Consider the following 21,170-nt stretch of genomic DNA (forward strand, 5'->3'; position numbering starts at 1 on the left):
GAAGACACAGTTCGGGATAAAACTGATGCCTGAGTCTAGGCCAAGTCACGGGTACTAGGCCAGACGTGGTGTCTGACCCAGGCCCCGTTTTTTCTCAACGATCAGTCGTCAGCGGGCGCTACGACAGGTTGTTCGCCGAGTTTATCGGCCAGGCGCACAAAGGCGGCCAGGTCGAGTTGCTCTGGGCGTTTGCTGCCATCGACGCCGGCGGCTTCGATTTCATCGTTGCTGAGCAAGGCTTTCAGGGTGTTACGCAGGGTTTTGCGACGCTGGTTGAAGGCTTCGCGAACCACGCGCTCAAGCAGGCGATGGTCTTTGGCAGGGTGGGGCAACACTTCATGCGGCACCAAGCGGACAATCGCTGAATCAACTTTTGGTGGCGGGTTGAATGCACCGGGACCCACGTTGAACAGGTGTTCGACGCGGCAGTGGTACTGAACCATGATCGACAGACGACCCCAGTCGCCACCGCCAGGCCCGGCGGCCATACGCTGGACCACTTCTTTTTGCAGCATGAAGTGCATGTCGCGGATCAGGTCGGCGTTTTTCAGCAGGTGAAAAATCAGCGGGGTGGAGATGTTGTACGGCAGGTTACCGACGACGCGCAGGGTGCGGGGGGCCGCGTTGAGGCTTTTGAAGTCGAACTTCAGTGCATCACCCTGGTGCAGGGTGAAGTTGCTCATGCCTGCGAATTGACGGTTGAGGATCGGGATCAGGTCTTTGTCTAGTTCCACGACGTCGAGCTGGCCACCGCTGTTAAGAATGCCTTCGGTCAGGGCGCCCTGGCCCGGGCCGATTTCCAGCAGGCGATCGTCAGCCTTGGCGTGGATGGCGCGCAGGATGCGGTCAATAACGCCAGCATCGTGCAGGAAGTTTTGGCCAAAGCGCTTACGCGCCTTGTGTTGGTATTGCTCGTTCATATACGGGTCTCGGCCATCTGGTAGGCGGTTTCCAGGGCGACTTGCAGGCTGCCGGTATCGATCTTGCCACTACCTGCCAGATCCAGGGCGGTGCCATGGTCAACAGAGGTACGGATAATCGGTAAGCCCAGGGTGATGTTGACTGCTGCACCAAACCCCTTGTACTTCAGTACGGGCAGGCCTTGGTCGTGGTACATCGCCAGCACTGCGTCGCAGTGTTCCAGATATTTGGGGGTAAACAGAGTGTCGGCAGGCAGCGGGCCACGCAGGTCCATGCCCTCGCTGCGCAGAAGCTCCAGGGTTGGTTCGATGATATCGATTTCTTCATGGCCCAAATGACCGCCTTCACCGGCATGGGGGTTGAGCCCACAGACCAGGATACGCGGTTGGGCGATGCCGAATTTTTGTTGCAGGTCGGCGTGCAGAATACGGGTAACCCGCATCAGTCGCTCGGGGGTTATTGCGTCGGCGACCTGGCGCAGTGGCAGATGAGTGGTGACCAGTGCCACGCGCAGTCCGCGTGTGGCAAGCATCATGACCACTTGCCCGGTATGGGTCAGGTCGGCGAGGAATTCGGTATGTCCGGAAAACGGGATGCCTGCTTCGTTGATCACACCCTTGTGTACCGGGGCGGTGATCATGCCTGCAAAATCGCCATCCATGCAGCCTTGCGCGGCACGGGTCAGGGTCTGCAGTACGAATGCTGCATTGGCCTTGTCCAGTGCGCCAGGGGTGGCCGGTGCGTTAAGGGGGGTATCCCACACGTACAAACTGCCTGCCGGCGCCGGTTGTTCAGGCCAGTTGCCCGGCCCGACCGGTAGCAGGTTGACAGCCACACCAAGCTGCGCGGCCCGCTCAAGGAGCAGGTCGCGGCTGGTAATGGCAATCAGGGGGTGCGGCTGGCGTTGCGAGGCGAGCAACAGGCACAGGTCTGGACCTATACCTGCCGGTTCGCCGGGTGTCAGTGCAAAACGCTGTGTTTTCACTGCGTGGCCTGATCTGCGCTTTCTGTCGAGTTAGCGCCAGGAAGTTTGATTTCAACATAGGCTTCGTCGCGGATCTGACGCAGCCAGGTTTGCAGCTCTTCGTCGTACTTGCGGTTGCGCAACGCGTTCATTGCCTGCTGCTCGCGGGCCTGGGTGGTGCTGTCAGTGGCGCGACGGCCAAGGACTTCCAGGACATGCCAGCCATATTGGGTCTTGAACGGCTTGGACAGTACGCCTTGCGGGGTATCGGCCATTGCTTCACGGAACTCGGGTACCAGAGAGTTCGGGTCAACCCAGTTCAGGTCGCCGCCGTTAAGGGCAGAACCCGGGTCTTCCGAGTAGGTTTTGGCCAGGGTAGCAAAGTCTTCGCCCGATTCTATGCGGTCGTAGATTTTGGCTGCCAGCTCTTTGGTCTGCGCTTCGCTGCGAATCTCGCTTGGCTTGATCAGAATATGGCGAACATGGACTTCGTCCACCACCACCGACCCGCCGCCGCGTTTTGCGTTGAGCTTGAGAATGATAAAGCCGCCAGGCGTGCGCACCGGAGGTGTAACGTCACCCACCGGCATCTCGCTGAGCATGCGGTCGAAAGGAGGTGGCAGTTGAGCAGCTTTACGCCAGCCCATGTCGCCGCCTTCCAGAGCCGTGTCGCTGCCGGAGCGAGCGATAGCCATTTGCCCGAAGTCCGCGCCTTGCTTGAGCTTGTTGTAGACCTCTTCAGCTTGCTTGGCAGCGTTCTGGATGGCTTCCGAATTCGCGCTTTCAGGCGTTGGAATCAGGATGTTGGCCAGATTGAACTCTTCAGACATCTGCATTTTGCCCAGGTCGGATGCCAGGAAGTTCTTCACTTCCTGATCCGTGACCTGAATGCGCTCAGCTACGCGGCGTTGACGCACGCGGCTGATGATCATCTCGCGACGAACCTGCTCACGGGCATCTTCATAAGACAGGCCGTCGCGGGCCAGGGCCTGACGGAACTGCTCGATGGTCATGTTGTTGCGCTGGGCAATGGTGCCAATGGCCTGGTTCAGCTCTTCATCCGTGATTCGGATGCCGGAGCGCTCGCCGATCTGCAGTTGCAGGTTTTCGACGATCAGGCGCTCAAGCACCTGCTGATCCAGAACGCTGGCAGGCGGTACGCCCTGACCACGCTTGGCAATGGTTTGCTGAACTTCGTGGACACGCTGGTCCAGTTGGCTCTGCATGATCACGTCGTTGTCGACGATGGCCACCACTTTATCCAGGGGCTGTACCGCAGCGCTTGCTGCAGTACCCAGGAACAACGCGCCCAGCATTAGCGGGCGCAGACACTCAGAAAGCTTGATCTTCACGTTCACGATAACCTTGGATGCCTTTGTCGAGGAAGCTCTCTACTTTGGTGCCAACAACGCCACCGAGACCTTTCAGCACAACTTGTAGGAAGAGACCATGGTCGCCCTTCTCGTTTTGAGGGGCTTCTTGGGTGTACTCGTCGTTGGATACCCAATAACGGCTGATCAGACGAAGCTTCCAGCAGCAGTTGTCGTACTCGAAACCACCGAAGGCTTCCAGGGTACGGTTGCGGTTGTAGTCGTACTGCCAGCGGCTGATGGCGTTCCACTGCGGCACGATCGGCCAGATAACCGAGAAGTCGTGCTGCTGGATCTTGTAGTAATCCTTGATGTAGCCCGGCTGCCCTGGAGACAGGTAATCGCCGCCGCCCACGGTCCACTTGCCGGTGTACTGGTCGTAACGAACCTGGTCGTTGCGGTAGCGATAGCCGACGTTGACCACCTTGTTCGGGTTGTCTTCAGGCTGGTAGTGCATCATCGCACTGCCTGAACGCGGGCTGCGGGTTTCCGGGTCCCAGTTGTAGTCAGCCGTTGCGCGCCAGTCGCGGTTGAAGCGATAGGCGTATTCCAGTGCATATGGGGATACGCTGGAGGTCGCGTCCTTACGGTCTGCGTCAATACCAGGCAATTGAACCTTGCGGTCCTTGAAGTAGTAAGCCTGGCCCACGCTGATACGTTGACGTTCAAAGCCGTTGTCTTCGATCAGGCGGCTGGTCAGGCCCAGCGACAGCTTGTTCTCGTCGCCGACGCGGTCAGTACCGGTGAAGCGGTTGTCACGCCACAGCGAGGAGTAGCTGAAAGTGCTCTCGCTGGTGTCGAAAATCGGGATGTCATCCTGATTGCGCTCGGGCACGTAGAGGTAGAACGCGCGCGGTTCGAGGGTCTGGCGGTAGTCGGTGCCGAACCAGTTGGTGTTGCGGTCGAAATACAGGCCGCTGTCGACGCTGGCGATTGGGACGCTGCGGCTAATCGAACTGTCGAATTTCCCGCCAGCATTGACCAATTGAGTCTTGCCGGTGCCATCCAGATCAAGATCGTACTGGGTGTACATGTACTTGAGGGATGGCGTCAGGAAGCCATAGCTCCAGTTCAGCGGCAGGCTGACACTCGGTGCCAGGTTCATGCGTGTGCCGTTGGCGCGGGCCAGACCTGCAACGTTGTTATCGAGCCGAGGGGCTACCGTGCCGTCTTCGTTGGTGTAGCTACCGTTTTCCAGGCTGCGATCAAATCGAACCAGCTCGGTGTTGTAGGCGAAGTTCAGACCTTCCGGATGAGACGGCAGGGCACCATTGAGGGTGAGCTGCGGCAGCATGTTGTAAGGCGTGATCTGGGTAACGGTGGCCAGTTGATAGGCCTGTGCGTTCAGCCTTGCGGTGTAGTTGTCGCCACGGTAGCTGACTGCGCCTTGCTGGTTCAGATAGTCACGGGTTTCAACGCCGATCTGATCGCTTTGCAGATCCTGGAAGTAATACGGGTCGCTGATTTTGGTGTAGTCGACTTCGGTCAGTACACGCGAATCCAGACCACCCTTGTGCTGCCAGTTGAGCATGTAGCGCTTGTCGGTGTAGTCGGTCTGGCGCTTGCGATCGTCGTTGTCGTCGTTGAGGTACGCGGCACCGAACTGACCTTCGCTGGACTCGGTCAGGTAGCGGAACTCGCCTTCCATCAACAGGCCGCGCTTGGTCATGTAGCGCGGGTACAACGTGGCATCGTAGTTGGGTGCCAGGTTGAAGTAGTACGGGGTCACGAGCATGAAGCCGGTGTCGGTGCTGCTGCTGAAAGACGGCGGCAGGAAACCGGACTGACGGCGATCGTCGATCGGGAAGTAGATGTACGGGGTATAGAAGATCGGGATGTCTTTAACCCGCAGCGTCACGTTGGTGGCCGTACCGAAACCGGTGGCCGGGTTCAACGTGATGTTGTTGCCCTTGAGCTGCCAGGCGTTGCTGTTCGGTTCGCACGTGGTGTAGGTACCATCCTTGAGGCGGATGATCGCGTCTTCGGCACGTTTGGCGTACAGCGCACTGCCGCGAATGCGCGACTTGTGCAGAACATATTCAGCGTTGTCGACCTTTGCGGCACCGGTGTCCAGCTGAACATCGGCGTGGTCGCCGACAATCAGGGCTCCGTTGTCACGCAGGCGCACCTTGCCATTGAGCTCACCACGGCTTTCGGCCTGGTACAGGCTGGCTTCGTCGGCTTCGATCTGCATGCTGCCCTGGCGCAGGACGACATCACCGGCCAGGGTCGCGAGCTGCTCTTCCTGCTGGTAGCGGGAGGCTTTGGCACCGATAAAGGTCGGGGCGTCGCTTTTGCTGGTTGGGTCGTTCATGCCCGGACGGATGGGCTCGACGTACGAACCGGAGCAGTACGGGCCGGTTTCGGCCAGTTGGGCTGCGGTCAACTTGTCACGTGGCACCCAGTCGAGGTGGCTGTAGTCGTCACTGCGCGCTTTGAGCGCACGGCCTTTGGCCTCGGTTACCAGCGGGGCCTGTTTGACCTGCTCGCTGGTTTCACCGCTGGCGCCTACAGACCCATCGCCGTGCGACGGGCGCGGTGGCAGTTGCGCCACGTTGGTTTTTGGCGCGCAATCCCAGCCACCCGAAGCCGACACGGAACAGTCATACTGCTCCTCGGCAAAAGCGAATGGCGTGGCTAGAGGTTGCATGGCCAGCAAACTGCCGGTTACCAGCAACGGAAATTTTTTACGAAACGCGGGGGATTTCAATGCCATCTTATTAGTCCGGGCTTCCTGCGTGCCATCAGCCCGCGGTGGGGGACCGCACGCCTATCGATGGTCTGGAAAAGATTCTGGATAATAAAGCATGACCCGCTTGACGGCTAGCGCCGTCGGAGACCCTTGTAATGCCTGACCAAGATGTACGCTTGCAACACCTGAAAGTTTGGCTCGATGAACAGTTGGCAACCTTGTTTGCGAATGAGGGTTGGGGTGCCGTACCCCCAGCCACGTTGACTGCTGCCAGTAGCGATGCGAGTTTCAGACGCTATTTTCGCTGGGAAGGCGAGGGGCGCAGCTTTGTCGTCATGGACGCGCCGCCGCCCCAGGAAAACTGCAAACCTTTCGTCGATATTGCTGATTTGTTGCGGACCTGCCAGATAAACGTGCCGAAAATTTATGCACAGGACCTCTCTCGCGGCTTTCTTTTGCTCAACGATCTGGGCAATAAGACCTTTCTCGACGTGATCAACAGCACCAACGCCGACGAGTTGTTCAAAGATGCCATCGAAGCCTTGCTGGCCTTCCAGCAATTGCCGATGGTTGAGCCCTTGCCCAGCTATGACGTGGCATTGCTGACCCGCGAGCTTGAACTGTTCCCCGAGTGGTACGTGCGTGCCCATCTGGGCCGCGAGTTCGATGAACAACAACTGGCGGCCTGGAAACGGGTCAGCGGGCTGTTGATCGACAGCGCACTTGCGCAGCCCCAAGTGTTGGTACACCGCGACTTTATGCCGCGCAACCTGATGCTCAGCATCCCCAACCCCGGTGTGCTGGATTTCCAGGACGCGGTGTATGGCCCGGTGACCTACGACATCACGTGCCTGTTCAAGGATGCCTTTCTGAGCTGGCCTGAAGAGCGTGTGCGCGCCTGGCTACAGGACTACTGGAAGCTGGCATTGCCGCTAGGCATCCCGGTGCAGTCGAACTTTGACGAGTTCCTGCGTGCCAGCGACCTGATGGGTGTGCAGCGGCATTTGAAAGTTATCGGCATTTTTGCCCGCATTTGCCATCGCGATGGCAAGCCGCGCTATTTGGCCGATGTGCCGCGTTTCTTCTCTTATATAGAAGCAGTGTTGGCGCGACGCCCTGAGTTGGCTGAGCTGGGCGGGTTGTTTGCCAGTCTTGGCCTGGTCAGCGAGGCCGAAATATGAAAGCGATGATTCTGGCGGCAGGCAAGGGTGAGCGCTTGCGGCCGTTGACCCTGCACACGCCAAAACCGTTGATTCGGGCCGGCGGCGTGCCGCTGATCGAGTACCACTTGCGGGCGCTGGCGACCGCAGGCTTTACCGAAATCGTGATTAATCACGCCTGGTTGGGTCAGCAGATAGAAGATCACCTGGGCGACGGTTCGCGATTTGGCGTCAGCATTCAGTACTCCGCTGAGGGTGAGCCGCTTGAAACCGGTGGAGGGATCTTCAAGGCATTGGCGCTGCTGGGTGACAGCCCGTTTGTGGTGGTGAACGGTGATATCTGGACCGATTACGACTTTGCCGGTTTGCGCCAACCGCTGACAGGGTTGGCCCATCTGGTGTTGGTAGATAATCCGGCGCACCACACCACAGGGGATTTCTGCCTGAGCGGTACGCAGGTCCAAGATGGCGCGCCGGGTGCAGATACGCTGACCTACAGCGGTATCGCAGTGATGGCCCCGGAACTGTTCCAGGGCTGCACGGCGGGCGCGTTCAAGTTGGCGCCGCTGTTGCGCAAGGCTATGGCTGCCGGGCAAGTTACAGGTGAGCGTTTGCAGGGGCATTGGGTGGATGTGGGCACGCATGAGCGCTTGGCCGAGGTCGAGTCGCTGATCAAGGGCGCTCTCTAATATGTTGTGGCCAGGGACTCTGATTGGAGCCGGGGCGGGGTTTTTCATCGCCAGTATTCCGGGGGCCATGCTCGGTGCTTTATTAGGGCAAGCGCTGGATCGGCGCTTGCAGTTACACAGTTGGGCACACCTGCTTGAACGACTGGGCGCCCGCCCGGCCCTGCGCAACGATGAGCTGTTGTTTGTCTTGCTCGGCCGGCTGGCGAAAAGCGGAGGGCGGGTGGTGGACACACATATCGAGCAGGCGCGGCAGGAGATGCGCCTGCTCGAGATGGAGCCTGCGGCACAGCAGCGCGCCGTCGCGGCGTTCAATCGTGGCAAGGCGGGGAGTGATTCGCTGCGCGGCTATTTGCAGCGCCTCAAAGCCCAGCCCCATGCAGCAGAAGGCGTATTGTGCGCCTGCTGGCGCATGATCCATGCGGACGGCCGTGTCGCCCCCCAGGAGCGTGAGTTGATTGTGCTTTGGGGGCGATGGTTGGGCTGGAGTGCGCAACAGGTTCTGGCGTTGGGGGGCGAAAAGGAAGGCCATAGACAACCCGTGGCGACCCGTGGCGGTACTTATCAGCAATCGCTGACCCTGCTGGGGGTTACGGCAAGCAGTGACCCGGCACAGATCAAACGTGCCTACCGGCGTTTACTCAGCCGTCATCACCCGGACAAGGTTGCCGGCACTGGGGCCAGTGCATCACAGGTACGTGAAGCGACTGAAAAAACCCGCGAGCTGCATCAAGCCTACGCCTTGATTCGCGAGCGGCACGGCTTCTAGTGCCGCTTACTTATCCACAGGCAGTGGGCTGAGCCAGCCCCGAACCCGACGGAATAACTGTTCCTGCTCAGCATCCCGATTCCCCGGGATACTGAGCAATCCGACCTGTTTGAAATTTGCCCCGTTCGCCCGTTTGCTTGCCTGCAGCCGCTGCATGGCGGCCTCGCGGGCGGATGCCTGGTCTTTGTAGAAAACGTCCAGCAGTCCCACGTTGAGACCGGGTGTCAACTGGTTCAAGTCGGGCTGTGCCTGAACGGGCTTGCGGGCGGCCACGATGATCAGCTTGTTAACCTGGGGCGGGTGCTTTGCGCTGATGTAGCGCGATGCCCAGTAGGCCCCCGAGCCGTGGCCCAGCAACACAATGCTGCGCATATTTTGTTGCTGGGCAAAGGCGATGGCCGCGTCGATGCGCTCGAAGATGCGTTCTGCATCGACTGTGCTCAATTGATCAAACGTGGGAGTCGCCGCCGGCTCCGGACTTTCGGTGCCTGCGCTGGCTGCCTGCTCGATGGGTTTGGCTGTGGTGCTGGCTGCTTTGCTGCTACTGTCTGTCGCTAATGTCGTAGGAGGTTTCTCCGGTTCGACCTCTCGCGCCACGCTGGCTTCACTTTGCATGTCCGGCAAGCTCAGGCTCAGGCTGGCCCAGTTGGCGTTCGGCAACTTGTGGCGCAAAGGACCAACGGTTTGCGGCCAGTCAGCGGTTTCACCGGCCCCGGGGATGATAATCACCGCACCGCTGGGGGCGCTGCTGTTGGCGGGTTTCCAGAGGGCGAGAAAGTTGCCGCTCGGCGTTTGCAGCTGTTGTTGCTCCTGTTGCGGGGTTTGTCGCTCAAGCGCTGCCGCGTCTTCCTGACTGCGTTCAGGCAGCGATTCACGCACTGCGGGCGTGGCAGGGGCCTCGCTCTCGACTGCAAGTACTGGCAGGGCAAGCGGCAACATCAGCGACAGACACAACGCCGGCAGTGCCAGACGATAAGAAAGCATCAGTTATTCCAGGCCAGAAGTAGTCCCGGCAGCGTAATGGGTTGATCAGTATTTGTCAGGGTGTGAGCGTTTAGATGAGACGTTTTTGCTATCTGTGGATTATCGGCTGGTTATGGCTGCCCTTAATGGGCAATGCGGCGTCTGTGCCTGCGGCCCAACTGTCGGCGGATCAACGCGAGTGGCTGACCCAGCACAAGGAACTTCGGGTGGGGCTGGTCTTGCAGGCGCCCTATGCCAAGTTTGATCAACGGTTGCAGCAGCTCTCGGGAGCCAATGTTGAACTGATGAAGTGGCTGGCGCAGGCGCTGGGTGTTGAACTGATATGGCGTAACTATCAGGACCTGGAACAACTTGAGCAAGCCGCACGCGCCGGAGAAATCGATCTTGTGCCCGGGTTGACCCAAACCCCGGCCGGTTTGCGGTTGTGGCAGTTTTCCGATCCTTACATGCGTGTGCCGCAGTTATTGGTGGGCACCCGCAATGGCACCGGTTCGGTGGACCTGGAGAGAGTCGACAGCCAGACCCGGGTCGCGGTGCGCATGCCCAGTGCCACGGCCGATTTTTTACGCAGCAGTTACCCCGGACTTAACCTGCAAGGCGTGCCTCTGGAGCGTCAGGCCCTGCAACTGTTACTCAGTCAGCAAGCGACTTATGCCGTCATCGATGAGGCCCAGCTCAGTCGTTTGTCTGTCGAGCCTGAGTTCGCAGAGCTGGCCGTGGTGGGGGATGTCGGGTTGCCGCAATTGTTGCGGGTAGCGACCCGACGAGACTGGCCGCAGCTGGCCAGTATCGTTGAGCGCGGGTTGCACGCAATCCCGGCGCGGGACATGGAGCAACTGCACAGCCGCTGGCTGCAGCCCAAGTACCCGCACCTTGGGCCATCGCCCGGCTTTTGGCAGAACCTGAGTTTACTGACAGGAGCGTTGCTGCTGGCCAGCATGGCCATTGTGGTGTGGCAGCGTCGCCAGCAGACGGTCCTGGAGCGCGCGTTGCTCAGTGCGCGCGAAGATGTCGTCTTGCGTACTGCCAGCGCAGAAGCATTGCGTTTGAGCCAGTTTTCAATCGATCAAAGCCCCGTGGGCATTCTGTGGGTCAATTGGGACAGCCATGTGCGCTACGCCAATCGGGCAGCTGAAGACATGCTCGGCTATCGAGCCGGTGCGGTACTGGACCGGCCGCTGAGTGATTTTGAGCCGGAGCTGAACATGGACCGCTGGCTGAACATGTGGCGGCGTGCACGTAATCGCAAGGAGGGCGTGCACCGCAGTGAAACCCTCTGTATGCGGGCCGATGGCAGCCAGTTCCCCGCCGATGTGACCCTGAGTTTCCTGCGCTTCCAGACGGCCGAATATTTGGTGGTGTACCTCAATGACATCACCGAGCGGCATCGGGTACAAGCTGCCTTGCAAGAAAGCGATGCGCGTTTGCAGGGTATTGCCGCCAACGTTCCGGGGCTGGTCTTTCGCCTTGAGCGCTCGTTGTTGACCGGTGAACTGGACTTTCCCTATATCAGTGAAGGCAGCGAAAGCCTCGCGGGGTTTTCCCCGGCGACGTTGCGCCTGCGCGAGGTAGGCCTGCGCAGCCTGGTGCATCCGGATGACAGGGCGGACTACCACCGGGTGCAGGATATGGCGTTGGACAGTGACAGTGACTGGTCATGGCAAGGTCGGATACTGACTCGCCAAGGCCAGCAGCGCTGGGCCGAAATCAAGGCCATCACCCGCCGCCTGGATGATGGCACCGTAGTGTGGGACGGTATTGTCTGGGATATCAGCGAGAGCAAACGTATTGAACTCGAGCTGGACGGCTCCCGTGGGCAGTTGCGCGAATTGTCTGCGCACCTTGAAAGCGTGCGCGAAGAAGAGAAGGCGCGCATCGCCCGTGAAGTTCATGATGAGTTGGGGCAGATGCTGACGGTGCTCAAGCTGGAAACCTCGATGTGCGAGCTGGCGTATGCGCAGCTTGATCCAGGGTTGAACGAGCGGCTCAACAGCATGAAAAAGCTGATTGCCCAGCTCTTCCAGTTGGTGCGTGATGTGGCCACGTCACTGCGCCCGCCGATTCTGGATGCGGGTATCAGTTCGGCCATCGAGTGGCAGGCCAGACGTTTTGAGGCGCGTACGAATATCCCTTGTCTGGTGCAGGTCCCTGAGCATCTGCCGCCGCTTGGCGCCGCCAAGGAAGTGGGGCTTTTTCGAATCCTGCAGGAGGCCCTGACCAATGTGATGCGCCATGCTAATGCGCATACGGTGGAGTTGACCTTGAGTGTGGAGGGCAAGGAGCTGTGTCTGAGCATCAGTGATGACGGGCAAGGCTTTGTGCCTGCCAATGGCAGGCCGACTTCCTTCGGCGTCGTAGGAATGCGCGAGCGGGTATTGATGCTGGGCGGAACATTGTCTTTGAACAGTGTTCCGGGGGAGGGAACGATCCTGATTGTGCGCGTGCCCTTGGTTGATAAAAGTTGATGAGGAAATGTCCGTGATTCGTGTACTGGTAGCAGAAGACCACACCATCGTGCGTGAAGGGATCAAGCAGTTGATCGGCCTGGCAAAAGATCTGCTGGTGGTGGGCGAGGCCAGCAATGGTGAGCAGTTGCTGGAAACCTTGCGCCATGTTCCTTGTGAGGTGGTGCTGCTGGACATCTCCATGCCCGGGGTTAATGGCCTGGAGGCGATACCGCGGATTCGCGCCTTGAACAATCCACCGGCGATTCTGGTGTTGTCGATGCACGACGAGGCGCAAATGGCGGCGCGGGCGCTGAAGTTTGGCGCTGCAGGCTATGCCACCAAAGACAGCGACCCGGCACTGTTGTTGATGGCAATCCGCAAGGTGGCTGCGGGTGGTCGTTACATCGACCCGGACCTGGCGGACCGCATGGTGTTCGAGGTTGGCCTGACCGATTCGCGGCCTTTGCATTCCTTGCTGTCCGAGCGCGAGTTTTCGGTGTTTAAACGCCTGGCCCAGGGCGTTAACGTCAACGATATCGCCCTGCAACTGGCCTTGAGCAGCAAGACCATCAGCACCCACAAGGCGCGGCTGATGCAAAAACTCAATGTCACGTCGCTGGCCGAGTTGGTGAAGTACGCGATGGAGCATAAGTTGTTGTAAAACCCTGTAGCCGCTGTCGAGGAACGAGGCTGCGATGGGCTGCGATGGGCTGCGAAGCGGCCCCCTGTTTTCAAGGTTGAAAGAGAAGGTCCTTCGGCCCCTTTCGCATCCTTCGGCAGCGGCTACAGGTTATCTGGCATACCTGTTTACGACCCTGACTGCCCGACCCCGGACCCTATTGCCGGGTTTGCCGCGCCTAACCGTTCCAATCACGACATCCCTGTAGGGCAATCCCTACCCAAAGCTTTCCAACCTCCTGATGTGAATCTCTCTTGCCCCCCGATTTCTGTGGGGTAGCCGCTTCTTTAGTCTTGGGCTACGGCAGTCAAAACAAAAGGTGTGGTTATGAGTGAGGTCGGTGCAAGCGCTGGGGCGGATGAGATTCTGGTCAGCTTTCGTGGCGTGCAAAAAAGCTACGACGGCGAAAACCTGATCGTCAAAGATCTCAACCTGGACATTCGCAAAGGCGAGTTTCTGACCTTGCTCGGGCCGTCCGGTTCGGGCAAAACCACCAGTCTGATGATGCTGGCCGGTTTCGAGACGCCCACCGCCGGTGAAATTTTGCTGGCCGGGCGCTCAATCAACAACGTGCCGCCACATAAGCGCGACATCGGTATGGTGTTTCAGAACTATGCGTTGTTCCCGCACATGACCGTGGCCGAAAACCTCGGTTTCCCCCTGTCGGTGCGCGGGCTGAACCGAACTGATATCAGTGAACGGGTCAAACGGGTGCTGAGCATGGTTCAGCTCGACGCCTTCGCCCAGCGCTATCCGGCCCAGCTGTCTGGCGGCCAGCAACAGCGCGTGGCGCTGGCCCGGGCGCTGGTGTTCGAGCCGCAGCTGGTGCTGATGGACGAACCGCTGGGGGCACTGGACAAGCAGCTGCGCGAGCACATGCAGATGGAAATCAAACACCTGCACCAGCGCCTGGGCGTGACCGTGGTCTACGTGACCCACGACCAGGGTGAAGCGCTGACCATGTCCGATCGCGTTGCCGTGTTTCATCAAGGTGAAATCCAGCAAATCGCCCCACCGCGCATGCTTTATGAAGAGCCGAAAAACACGTTTGTTGCCAACTTTATCGGCGAGAACAACCGCCTCAATGGCCGCCTGCACAGTCAGGATGGCGATCGTTGTGTGGTCGAGCTCAGCCGGGGGGAGAAGGTCCAGGCGCTGGCGGTGAATGTCGGTCGCACGGGTGATCCGGTGACCCTGTCCATTCGCCCTGAACGTATCAGCCTCAATGGATTCAGCGAGGCATGCGCCAACCGCTTCTCGGGTCGGGTCGAGGAGTTTATCTACCTGGGCGATCACGTCCGCGTACGCATGGAAGTGTGCGGCAAGAACGATTTCTTTGTGAAACAGCCGATTGCCGAGCTGGACCCCACCCTGGCCGTCGGTGACGTCGTGCCATTGGGTTGGCAGGTCGAACATGTACGTGCGCTGGACCCTCTCTTAGAGGCGAATTGATCGCCCCGGCTTCACCAACCCTGCACAGTGGAGAATAACAATGCATACATCCCTCAAGTTTACGGCCTTAAGTCTGGGCCTGATGTTCGCGGCCAATGCCATGGCCGCCACCGATCTGACCGTGGTGTCGTTTGGCGGCGCGAATAAGGCGGCTCAGGTCAAAGCGTTTTACGCACCTTGGGAAGCCAAGGGCGACGGCAAAATCATCGCCGGGGAATACAACGGTGAAATGGCCAAGATCAAGGCCATGGTCGACACCAAAAGCATCTCCTGGGACCTGGTAGAAGTGGAGTCCCCGGAACTTTCCCGCGGGTGTGACGAGGACATGTTCGAGCCGCTGGACCCGGCACTGTTCGGTAATCCTGAGCAGTACGTCAAAGGCGCCATCCAGTCCTGCGGCGCGGGCTTCTTTGTGTGGTCCACCGTGCTGGCCTACAACGCCGACAAGCTGAAAACCGCACCGACCAGCTGGGCGGACTTCTGGGACACCAAAACCTTCCCGGGTAAACGCGGGCTGCGCAAAGGCGCCAAGTACACCCTGGAATTCGCCTTGATGGCTGACGGGGTCGCGCCTAAAGACGTGTACACCGTTCTGGCAAGCAAGGACGGTCAGAACCGCGCCTTCAAAAAACTCGATGAGCTCAAGCCGAATATCCAGTGGTGGGAAGCGGGCGCGCAGCCGCCTCAATACCTGGCTTCTGGCGATGTGGTGATGAGCTCGGCCTACAACGGCCGGATCGCTGCCGTGCAAAAAGAGAGCAACCTCAAAATCGTGTGGAACGGCGGCATTTACGATTTTGATGCATGGGCCATCCCTAAAGGCCTGGGCAAGGCCAAGGCGGACGCGGCGAAGAAGTTCATGGTGTTCACCCTGCAGCCACAGCAACAGAGCCTCTACTCGCAAAACATCGCTTACGGCCCGGCCAACAAGGAAGCGATGCCATTGCTGCCTGAAGCTGTACAGGCCGACATGCCGACGGCCCCGCAAAACATCGCCAACCAGGTGCAGATTGACGTCAGCTTTTGGGCTGACAACGGCGAGCAACTGGAACAGCGCTTCAACGCTTGGGCTGCCAAGTAAGCAGCGCTGACATGCGGTGCGGCCTTTAGGGTCGCGCCGCCATCGTATAAAGATTTTCGGAGTTCGCCATGGCCATCGCCGTTCCCCTGAACGAGGTCTCCAGCCCCACCTTGAAGAAGCGCCTGGCCCATGCCGAGCGGATCAACCGCTGGAAGGCGCAGGCGCTGATTGCCCCCCTGGTGATTTTTTTGCTGCTGGTGTTTCTGGTGCCGATTGCCGCGTTGCTCTACAAAAGTGTTGGCAACCCGGAAGTGGTCGAAGGTTTGCCGCGTACCGTGGTGGCAGTCGCCGGGTGGGATGGCAAGGGCTTGCCTGCAGAGCCGGTGTACCAGGCGCTCAGTGACGATCTGGCAGAAGCGCGCAAGAATTCGGTGCTGGGAGATTTGTCCAAACGTCTGAATATGGAACTGGCCGGCTATCGCAGCCTACTGATGAAGACCGCCAAGGCGCTGCCATTCAAGGCAGCCCCCGAATCGTACAAAGATGCGCTGGAAGTCATTGATGAGCGTTGGGGTGACCCGGCCTATTGGCAGGCGATCAAGCGCAACAGCTCTAGCGTGACCCCGTTTTACCTGCTGGCGGCTGTCGATCACCGCATCGACGACCTGGGCGAAATCGCGCAGGCCACGCCTGATCAGTCGATCTATCTGGATATCTTCGCCCGTACCTTCTGGATGGGCTTTGTAATCACGTGCATTTGCCTGGTGCTGGCGTATCCGCTGGCGTATTTGCTGGCCAACCTGCCAACCCGGCAAAGCAATCTGTTGATGATTCTGGTGTTGTTGCCGTTCTGGACGTCGGTGCTGGTGCGGGTCGCGTCCTGGATTGTGTTGCTGCAATCGGGCGGGCTGATCAATAGCGCGCTGATCAACATGGGCTTGATCGACAAGCCCCTGGAGCTGGTGTTTAACCGCACCGGGGTCTACATCTCGATGGTGCACATTCTGCTACCGTTCATGATTCTGCCGATCTACAGCGTGATGAAAGGTATCTCTCCGACCTATATGCGTGCAGCGATCTCACTGGGTTGTCATCCATTTGCCAGTTTCTGGCGGGTGTACTTCCCGCAGACATACGCTGGTGTAGGGGCGGGTTGCTTGTTGGTGTTCATTATCGCCATTGGCTACTACATCACCCCGGCGTTGCTCGGCAGCCCGAACGACCAAATGGTCAGCTACTTCGTGGCGTTCTACACCAACACCAGCATCAACTGGGGGATGGCGACCGCATTGGGCGGCTTGTTGTTGCTGGCTACCGTCGTGCTGTACCTGATGTACAACTGGCTGGTAGGCGCCAGCCGCCTGCGTTTGAGTTAAGGAGAACGCCATGCTGAGCCCTTACATGTCACCCGTTGAACGGGTCTGGTTCTACAGCTTGCGCATTCTTTGCGGGCTGATCCTGTTGTTCCTGATTTTGCCGGTACTGGTGATTATTCCGTTGTCGTTCAACTCGGGTAGTTTTCTGGTGTATCCGCTGCAGGGGTTTTCGCTGCACTGGTATCAGGACTTCTTTGCTTCGGCGGAGTGGATGCGTGCCTTGAGAAACAGCGTGATCGTGGCTCCGGCGGCTACGGTGCTGGCGATGGTGTTCGGCACGCTGGCGGCGATTGGTTTGACCCGGGGTGACTTCCCCGGCAAGGCACTGGTCATGGCGCTGGTGATTTCGCCGATGGTGGTGCCGGTGGTGATTATTGGCGTGGCCAGTTATTTGTTCTTTGCCCCGTTGGGCCTGGGCAACAGCTACATCTCGCTGATCGTGGTACATGCGGTATTGGGTGTGCCGTTTGTGATCATTACCGTGTCGGCGACGTTGCAGGGCTTCAATCACAACCTGGTGCGTGCGGCGGCCAGCCTGGGGGCTTCGCCCTTGACGGCTTTTCGCCGGGTGACGTTGCCACTGATCGCGCCGGGGGTGATATCGGGTGCATTGTTTGCCTTCGCGACATCGTTTGATGAAGTGGTGGTGACGCTGTTTCTGGCCGGGCCCGAACAGGCGACCCTGCCACGGCAGATGTTCAGCGGCATCCGTGAAAACCTGAGCCCTACCATCGCAGCTGCGGCGACCCTGTTGATCGCCTTTTCGGTGGTGTTGTTGCTGACGCTGGAGTGGCTGCGCGGGCGCAGCGAGAAGTTGCGTACGGCCCAGCCCTAGACCCAGCAGGCATCCCATAAGGGGTAGTCGCCGATCCGCGTGGTCAATTGGGCGCGGATCGGGTTTTTGATGATGTAGCGGGCTGTTGCCTTCAGGTCTTCCTCCCGGCGCAATGCCCTGTCGTGATAGCCCTTTTGCCAAAGACGGGCTCTGGATTGAGCTGTCTGGTTAACGGCTACGCTGCTGCGCGACTTGATTCGGCACATCAGCTCACCCAGGGTTTTACGCCGTAGCTCTATCAGCCAGTGGCAATGGTCGGGCATGACCACCCAGGCGATTGAGTGGACGATACCTTCGTCATGAGCTTGCCTGAGTTGATTGACCAACAGGCGCCCTAGATAAAAGTCGCGAAAAATCGGGCGTCTTTGCTCAGTAACGGTGGTGAGCAGGTAGATGCGGCCGGGTTCGGAGTGGCGGCCTTTTAATAGTTGATTGCCGTTATGGATACGTGGCATTCCTTTGCCCTCGTTGTGGATGTCTGTACAAAACTAGCCATCAAACCTTGATGTGGCAGGTGTGTTTATTCGCAAGATATTGCTGGAAGGTCCTTCGGCCCTTATCGCAGCCTTCGGCAGCGGCTACATGGCCGCACAACCTTGTAGCCGCTGCCGAAGGCTGCGATCGGTCGCGAAGCGGCCGCAAGGCGGTGCGCGCTCCACGGCCAGCGGTATACAATGCGCGCCACCGTGTTTAGCCCACTAAAAGGTGCGTCATGCAGCCCTTCGCTATTGCCCCATCGATTCTATCCGCCGATTTCGCCCGTCTTGGCGAAGAAGTGGACAACGTACTCGCCGCGGGTGCTGACATCGTTCACTTCGATGTCATGGACAATCATTACGTACCCAACCTGACCATCGGCCCGATGGTTTGCGCAGCCTTGCGCAAGTACGGCATCACCGCTCCCATCGATGCGCATCTGATGGTCAGCCCGGTTGACCGCATCATCGGCGACTTTATCGAGGCCGGCGCGACCTACATCACGTTCCATCCCGAAGCGACCCAGCACATCGACCGCTCCCTGCAACTGATCCGCGAAGGCGGCTGCAAGGCAGGTCTGGTGTTCAACCCGGCTACCCCGCTGGATGTGCTCAAGTACGTGATGGACAAGGTCGACATGATCTTGCTGATGAGCGTCAACCCGGGTTTTGGCGGGCAAAAATTCATCCCGGGCACGCTGGACAAACTGCGTGAAGCCCGTGCGCTGATCGATGCTTCAGGTCGCGAAATCCGTCTGGAAATCGACGGCGGCGTGAACGTTGGCAACATCCGTGAAATTGCTGAAGCAGGTGCCGACACCTTCGTCGCCGGCTCCGCAATTTTCAACACGCCGAACTACGAAGAAGTCATTCAAAAAATGCGTGCCGAGCTTGCGTTGGCCCGCCCATGAGCCGTTTTGAGCAGCTACTTCAGGGGCAGTTGCCCAAGCTGGTGATGTTCGATCTGGATGGCACCCTGATTGACTCAGTACCGGATTTGGCTGACGCCGTGGAGACCATGCTGCTCAAGTTGGGTCGTCCCCCCGCCGGAATTGAAAACGTGCGGCTGTGGATCGGTAACGGCGCACCCATGCTGGTGCGTCGTGCCCTGGCCGGCAACATGGACGGCAGCGGCGTCGACGATGTCGAAGCCGAGCAGGCCCTGGAAATTTTCATGGAGGCTTACGATGGCGGCCATGTACACACCAAGGTTTATCCCGGCGTACGCGAAAGCCTCAAGTGGCTGCAAAAGCAGGGCGTTGAAATGGCCCTGATCACCAACAAGCCTGAGCGCTTTGTGGCGCCTTTGCTGGATGAGTTGAAGCTGGGGCGGTTTTTTCGCTGGATTATCGGTGGCGATACCCTGCCACAGAAAAAGCCCGACCCTGCCGCGCTGCTGTTTGTGATGAAAATGGCGGGTGCCACTCCCGCCCAGTCGATGTTCATCGGCGATTCACGCAATGATGTACTGGCGGCCAAGGCTGCCGGTGTGCGCTGCGTAGCCCTGAGCTATGGCTACAATCACGGTCGACCTATTGAAGAAGAATCACCGGATATGGTGATTGGCAACCTGCAAGAACTGATAGCCGGTTGCTTAGATTCTGCGCCTGAGATAACGTTGGGCAATTCTGATTCCCCCTCTCGAAGAGACTCTATCGTGGTGGTCACTCGCAAACTCTGGATGAAAGTTATCAAGGCCCTGGCCCGTTGGCGTTGGCGCGCCTGACTTGAATCTGGCCGCATAGCCGGCACGTTTGCACACCTGACCGTTTTACCCTCATGCCACGAGGCACCTCATGATCCGCGAAGAATTCCTGCGTTTGGCCGATGCCGGCTACAACCGTATCCCGCTTGCACGTGAAACCCTTGCCGACTTCGACACACCGCTGTCGATCTACCTGAAACTGGCCGACCAGCCCAATTCCTATTTGCTGGAATCAGTGCAGGGCGGTGAAAAGTGGGGGCGTTATTCGATCATTGGTTTGCCATGCCGCACGGTTTTGCGTGTGCATGATCACCAGGTCAGCGTGACCCATGATGGTGTCGAGATCGAGTCCTGCGTAGCTGAAGATCCACTGACCTTCGTTGAAGAATTCAAGGCTCGCTATAACGTGCCGACCATTGCCGGTTTGCCGCGTTTCAACGGTGGCCTGGTGGGCTATTTCGGTTATGACTGCGTGCGCTACGTGGAAAAGCGTCTGGGCAAGTGCCCGAACCCTGATCCACTGGGCGTGCCGGACATTCTGCTGATGGTGTCGGACGCTGTTGTAGTCTTCGATAACCTGGCCGGTAAGATGCACGCCATCGTGCTGGTTGATCCGTCTCAGCCTGAAGCCTATGAAGAAGGTCAGGCCCGGCTTGAGGCACTGCTCGAGCAGCTGCGTCAGCCGATTACCCCACGACGTGGCCTGGACTTCACTGCACAGCAAGCGGCTGATCCGGTATTCCGTTCCAGCTTCACGCAGAACGACTACGAAAAAGCCGTCGACACGATCAAGGACTACATCCTCGCAGGCGATTGCATGCAGGTGGTGCCGTCGCAGCGCATGTCCATCGACTTCAAGGCCGCGCCGATCGATTTGTATCGCGCGCTGCGTTGTTTCAACCCGACGCCCTACATGTATTTCTTCAATTTTGGTGACTTCCACGTAGTGGGTAGCTCGCCGGAAGTGCTGGTGCGGGTCGAAGACAACCTGATCACCGTGCGCCCGATTGCCGGTACTCGCCCTCGTGGCGCCACCGAAGAGGCAGATCTGGCGCTCGAAGAAGACCTGCTCAGTGATGACAAGGAAATCGCTGAGCACTTGATGCTGATCGACCTGGGTCGTAACGACACGGGCCGTGTCTCTGAAATCGGCTCGGTCAAGCTGACCGAGAAGATGGTAATCGAGCGTTATTCCAACGTGATGCATATTGTGTCCAACGTGACGGGCCAACTGAAAAGCGGACTGACGGCGATGGACGCACTGCGGGCGATTCTGCCAGCGGGCACGTTGTCCGGCGCACCGAAAATCCGTGCCATGGAAATCATCGATGAGCTGGAACCGGTCAAGCGTGGCGTGTATGGCGGCGCGGTCGGTTATTTCGCCTGGAACGGCAATATGGACACGGCGATTGCCATCCGCACGGCTGTGATCAAGAACGGTGAGCTGCATGTACAGGCTGGCGGCGGCATTGTCGCTGACTCGGTCCCGGCCCTGGAGTGGGAAGAGACCCTGAACAAGCGTCGCGCAATGTTCCGTGCTGTGGCCCTGGCCGAGCAAACTCCGCGGGATTGACCCTGGTGGCATCCATTGTGGGAGCGAGCCTGCTCGCGAACAGCCTTCGCGAGCAGGCTC

At 59.0% G+C, this 21,170-nt stretch carries 18 protein-coding genes; 12 read left to right on the forward strand and 6 right to left on the reverse strand.

From position 1 onward, the window contains the following. Positions 1-101 precede the first annotated feature (101 nt). The 4 genes from rsmA to BLW11_RS06230 are packed head-to-tail and all read right to left on the reverse strand — an operon-like array spanning position 102 to position 5,971. Entirely contained in the window at positions 102-920 is an 819-nt protein-coding gene (gene rsmA / locus BLW11_RS06215) for a 16S rRNA (adenine(1518)-N(6)/adenine(1519)-N(6))-dimethyltransferase RsmA (RefSeq protein WP_048361118.1), read from the reverse strand. Further along, positions 917-1,906, reverse strand: coding sequence for a 4-hydroxythreonine-4-phosphate dehydrogenase PdxA (pdxA, locus tag BLW11_RS06220; protein WP_048361117.1), 990 nt, complete (start codon positions 1,904-1,906; stop codon positions 917-919). Before pdxA ends, rsmA begins: the two co-directional genes overlap by 4 nt. Then, positions 1,903-3,243, reverse strand: coding sequence for a peptidylprolyl isomerase SurA (gene surA, locus BLW11_RS06225; RefSeq protein ID WP_074836722.1), 1,341 nt, complete (start codon positions 3,241-3,243; stop codon positions 1,903-1,905). Before surA ends, pdxA begins: the two co-directional genes overlap by 4 nt. Further along, on the reverse strand, positions 3,218-5,971 hold the full coding sequence (locus BLW11_RS06230) for an LPS-assembly protein LptD (protein ID WP_048361115.1): 2,754 nt from the start codon (positions 5,969-5,971) through the stop codon (positions 3,218-3,220). The genes surA and BLW11_RS06230 overlap by 26 nt, the downstream gene beginning before the upstream one ends. Positions 5,972-6,102: 131 nt before the next feature. On the opposite strand from BLW11_RS06230, the gene BLW11_RS06235 reads away from it, so the two are divergent. From BLW11_RS06235 to BLW11_RS06245, 3 genes are read left to right on the forward strand one after another with little or no spacing between them, the layout of a single operon-like run. Beyond that, a complete protein-coding gene (locus tag BLW11_RS06235; RefSeq protein ID WP_048361114.1) occupies positions 6,103-7,128 on the forward strand; it encodes an aminoglycoside phosphotransferase family protein in 1,026 nt (341 codons plus the stop codon). Beyond that, positions 7,125-7,796 carry an N-acetylmuramate alpha-1-phosphate uridylyltransferase MurU gene (gene murU / locus BLW11_RS06240; protein ID WP_048361113.1) on the forward strand — a complete coding sequence of 224 codons (672 nt, stop codon included), beginning with the start codon at positions 7,125-7,127 and terminating at the stop codon, positions 7,794-7,796. Before BLW11_RS06235 ends, murU begins: the two co-directional genes overlap by 4 nt. A 1-nt stretch (position 7,797) precedes the next feature. Further along, positions 7,798-8,562: a DnaJ domain-containing protein gene (locus tag BLW11_RS06245; RefSeq protein WP_048361112.1), complete on the forward strand. Its 765-nt coding sequence runs from the start codon at positions 7,798-7,800 to the stop codon at positions 8,560-8,562. Positions 8,563-8,568: 6 nt separating this feature from the next. Here BLW11_RS06245 and BLW11_RS06250 read toward each other — a convergent pair whose 3' ends face one another. Further along, positions 8,569-9,546, reverse strand: a complete 978-nt coding sequence (locus tag BLW11_RS06250) for an alpha/beta hydrolase family protein (RefSeq protein WP_048361111.1) — start codon at positions 9,544-9,546, stop codon at positions 8,569-8,571. 74 nt (positions 9,547-9,620) lie between these two features. Here BLW11_RS06250 and BLW11_RS06255 point away from each other — a divergent pair, with 74 nt between their 5' ends. The 6 genes from BLW11_RS06255 to BLW11_RS06280 all read left to right on the forward strand — a co-directional run bounded on the left by BLW11_RS06255 (position 9,621) and on the right by BLW11_RS06280 (position 17,356). Next, positions 9,621-12,011, forward strand: a complete 2,391-nt coding sequence (locus BLW11_RS06255) for a PAS domain-containing sensor histidine kinase (RefSeq protein ID WP_048361110.1) — start codon at positions 9,621-9,623, stop codon at positions 12,009-12,011. Positions 12,012-12,018: 7 nt separating this feature from the next. Further along, complete coding sequence (locus BLW11_RS06260) at positions 12,019-12,654, forward strand: response regulator (RefSeq protein ID WP_193790195.1); 636 nt, start codon at positions 12,019-12,021, stop codon at positions 12,652-12,654. A gap of 345 nt (positions 12,655-12,999) precedes the next feature. Further along, on the forward strand, positions 13,000-14,124 hold the full coding sequence (locus tag BLW11_RS06265) for an ABC transporter ATP-binding protein (RefSeq protein ID WP_048361108.1): 1,125 nt from the start codon (positions 13,000-13,002) through the stop codon (positions 14,122-14,124). Positions 14,125-14,164: 40 nt separating this feature from the next. Continuing rightward, positions 14,165-15,205 carry an ABC transporter substrate-binding protein gene (locus BLW11_RS06270; protein ID WP_048361107.1) on the forward strand — a complete coding sequence of 347 codons (1,041 nt, stop codon included), beginning with the start codon at positions 14,165-14,167 and terminating at the stop codon, positions 15,203-15,205. Between the two features lie 68 nt (positions 15,206-15,273). Continuing rightward, positions 15,274-16,521 carry an ABC transporter permease gene (locus tag BLW11_RS06275; protein WP_048361106.1) on the forward strand — a complete coding sequence of 416 codons (1,248 nt, stop codon included), beginning with the start codon at positions 15,274-15,276 and terminating at the stop codon, positions 16,519-16,521. 10 nt (positions 16,522-16,531) lie between these two features. After that, entirely contained in the window at positions 16,532-17,356 is an 825-nt protein-coding gene (locus BLW11_RS06280; RefSeq protein ID WP_048361105.1) for an ABC transporter permease, read from the forward strand. On the opposite strand, the gene BLW11_RS06285 is transcribed toward BLW11_RS06280, so the two are convergent. After that, positions 17,353-17,811 (reverse strand): REP-associated tyrosine transposase, encoded by a 459-nt coding sequence (locus BLW11_RS06285; protein WP_048361104.1) that lies wholly within the window; start codon positions 17,809-17,811, stop codon positions 17,353-17,355. The two genes, BLW11_RS06280 and BLW11_RS06285, sit on opposite strands and share 4 nt — an antisense overlap. A 257-nt stretch (positions 17,812-18,068) precedes the next feature. Here BLW11_RS06285 and rpe point away from each other — a divergent pair, with 257 nt between their 5' ends. From rpe to trpE, 3 genes are all read left to right on the forward strand, one after another. After that, positions 18,069-18,743: a ribulose-phosphate 3-epimerase gene (gene rpe, locus BLW11_RS06290; RefSeq protein WP_019823117.1), complete on the forward strand. Its 675-nt coding sequence runs from the start codon at positions 18,069-18,071 to the stop codon at positions 18,741-18,743. Next, on the forward strand, positions 18,740-19,558 hold the full coding sequence (locus tag BLW11_RS06295; protein WP_048361103.1) for a phosphoglycolate phosphatase: 819 nt from the start codon (positions 18,740-18,742) through the stop codon (positions 19,556-19,558). The genes rpe and BLW11_RS06295 overlap by 4 nt, the downstream gene beginning before the upstream one ends. Positions 19,559-19,628: 70 nt before the next feature. Beyond that, positions 19,629-21,110 (forward strand): anthranilate synthase component I, encoded by a 1,482-nt coding sequence (trpE, locus tag BLW11_RS06300; protein ID WP_048361102.1) that lies wholly within the window; start codon positions 19,629-19,631, stop codon positions 21,108-21,110. Positions 21,111-21,170: the final 60 nt, after the last annotated feature.

It is taken from the genome of Pseudomonas deceptionensis (assembly GCF_900106095.1).
GTDB classification, from domain to species: domain Bacteria; phylum Pseudomonadota; class Gammaproteobacteria; order Pseudomonadales; family Pseudomonadaceae; genus Aquipseudomonas; species Aquipseudomonas deceptionensis.

What these genes read in the sequence shown, in the direction of transcription:
- rsmA (WP_048361118.1), bottom strand. Translation starts at nt 920, where the DNA reads ATGAACGAGCAATACCAACACAAGGCGCGTAAGCGCTTTGGCCAAAAC.
- BLW11_RS06230 (WP_048361115.1), bottom strand. Translation starts at nt 5,971, where the DNA reads ATGGCATTGAAATCCCCCGCGTTTCGTAAAAAATTTCCGTTGCTGGTA.
- BLW11_RS06235 (WP_048361114.1), top strand. Translation starts at nt 6,103, where the DNA reads ATGCCTGACCAAGATGTACGCTTGCAACACCTGAAAGTTTGGCTCGAT.
- murU (WP_048361113.1), top strand. Translation starts at nt 7,125, where the DNA reads ATGAAAGCGATGATTCTGGCGGCAGGCAAGGGTGAGCGCTTGCGGCCG.
- BLW11_RS06245 (WP_048361112.1), top strand. Translation starts at nt 7,798, where the DNA reads ATGTTGTGGCCAGGGACTCTGATTGGAGCCGGGGCGGGGTTTTTCATC.
- BLW11_RS06250 (WP_048361111.1), bottom strand. Translation starts at nt 9,546, where the DNA reads ATGCTTTCTTATCGTCTGGCACTGCCGGCGTTGTGTCTGTCGCTGATG.
- BLW11_RS06255 (WP_048361110.1), top strand. Translation starts at nt 9,621, where the DNA reads ATGAGACGTTTTTGCTATCTGTGGATTATCGGCTGGTTATGGCTGCCC.
- BLW11_RS06260 (WP_193790195.1), top strand. Translation starts at nt 12,019, where the DNA reads ATGTCCGTGATTCGTGTACTGGTAGCAGAAGACCACACCATCGTGCGT.
- BLW11_RS06265 (WP_048361108.1), top strand. Translation starts at nt 13,000, where the DNA reads ATGAGTGAGGTCGGTGCAAGCGCTGGGGCGGATGAGATTCTGGTCAGC.
- BLW11_RS06270 (WP_048361107.1), top strand. Translation starts at nt 14,165, where the DNA reads ATGCATACATCCCTCAAGTTTACGGCCTTAAGTCTGGGCCTGATGTTC.
- BLW11_RS06275 (WP_048361106.1), top strand. Translation starts at nt 15,274, where the DNA reads ATGGCCATCGCCGTTCCCCTGAACGAGGTCTCCAGCCCCACCTTGAAG.
- BLW11_RS06280 (WP_048361105.1), top strand. Translation starts at nt 16,532, where the DNA reads ATGCTGAGCCCTTACATGTCACCCGTTGAACGGGTCTGGTTCTACAGC.
- BLW11_RS06285 (WP_048361104.1), bottom strand. Translation starts at nt 17,811, where the DNA reads ATGCCACGTATCCATAACGGCAATCAACTATTAAAAGGCCGCCACTCC.
- rpe (WP_019823117.1), top strand. Translation starts at nt 18,069, where the DNA reads ATGCAGCCCTTCGCTATTGCCCCATCGATTCTATCCGCCGATTTCGCC.
- BLW11_RS06295 (WP_048361103.1), top strand. Translation starts at nt 18,740, where the DNA reads ATGAGCCGTTTTGAGCAGCTACTTCAGGGGCAGTTGCCCAAGCTGGTG.
- trpE (WP_048361102.1), top strand. Translation starts at nt 19,629, where the DNA reads ATGATCCGCGAAGAATTCCTGCGTTTGGCCGATGCCGGCTACAACCGT.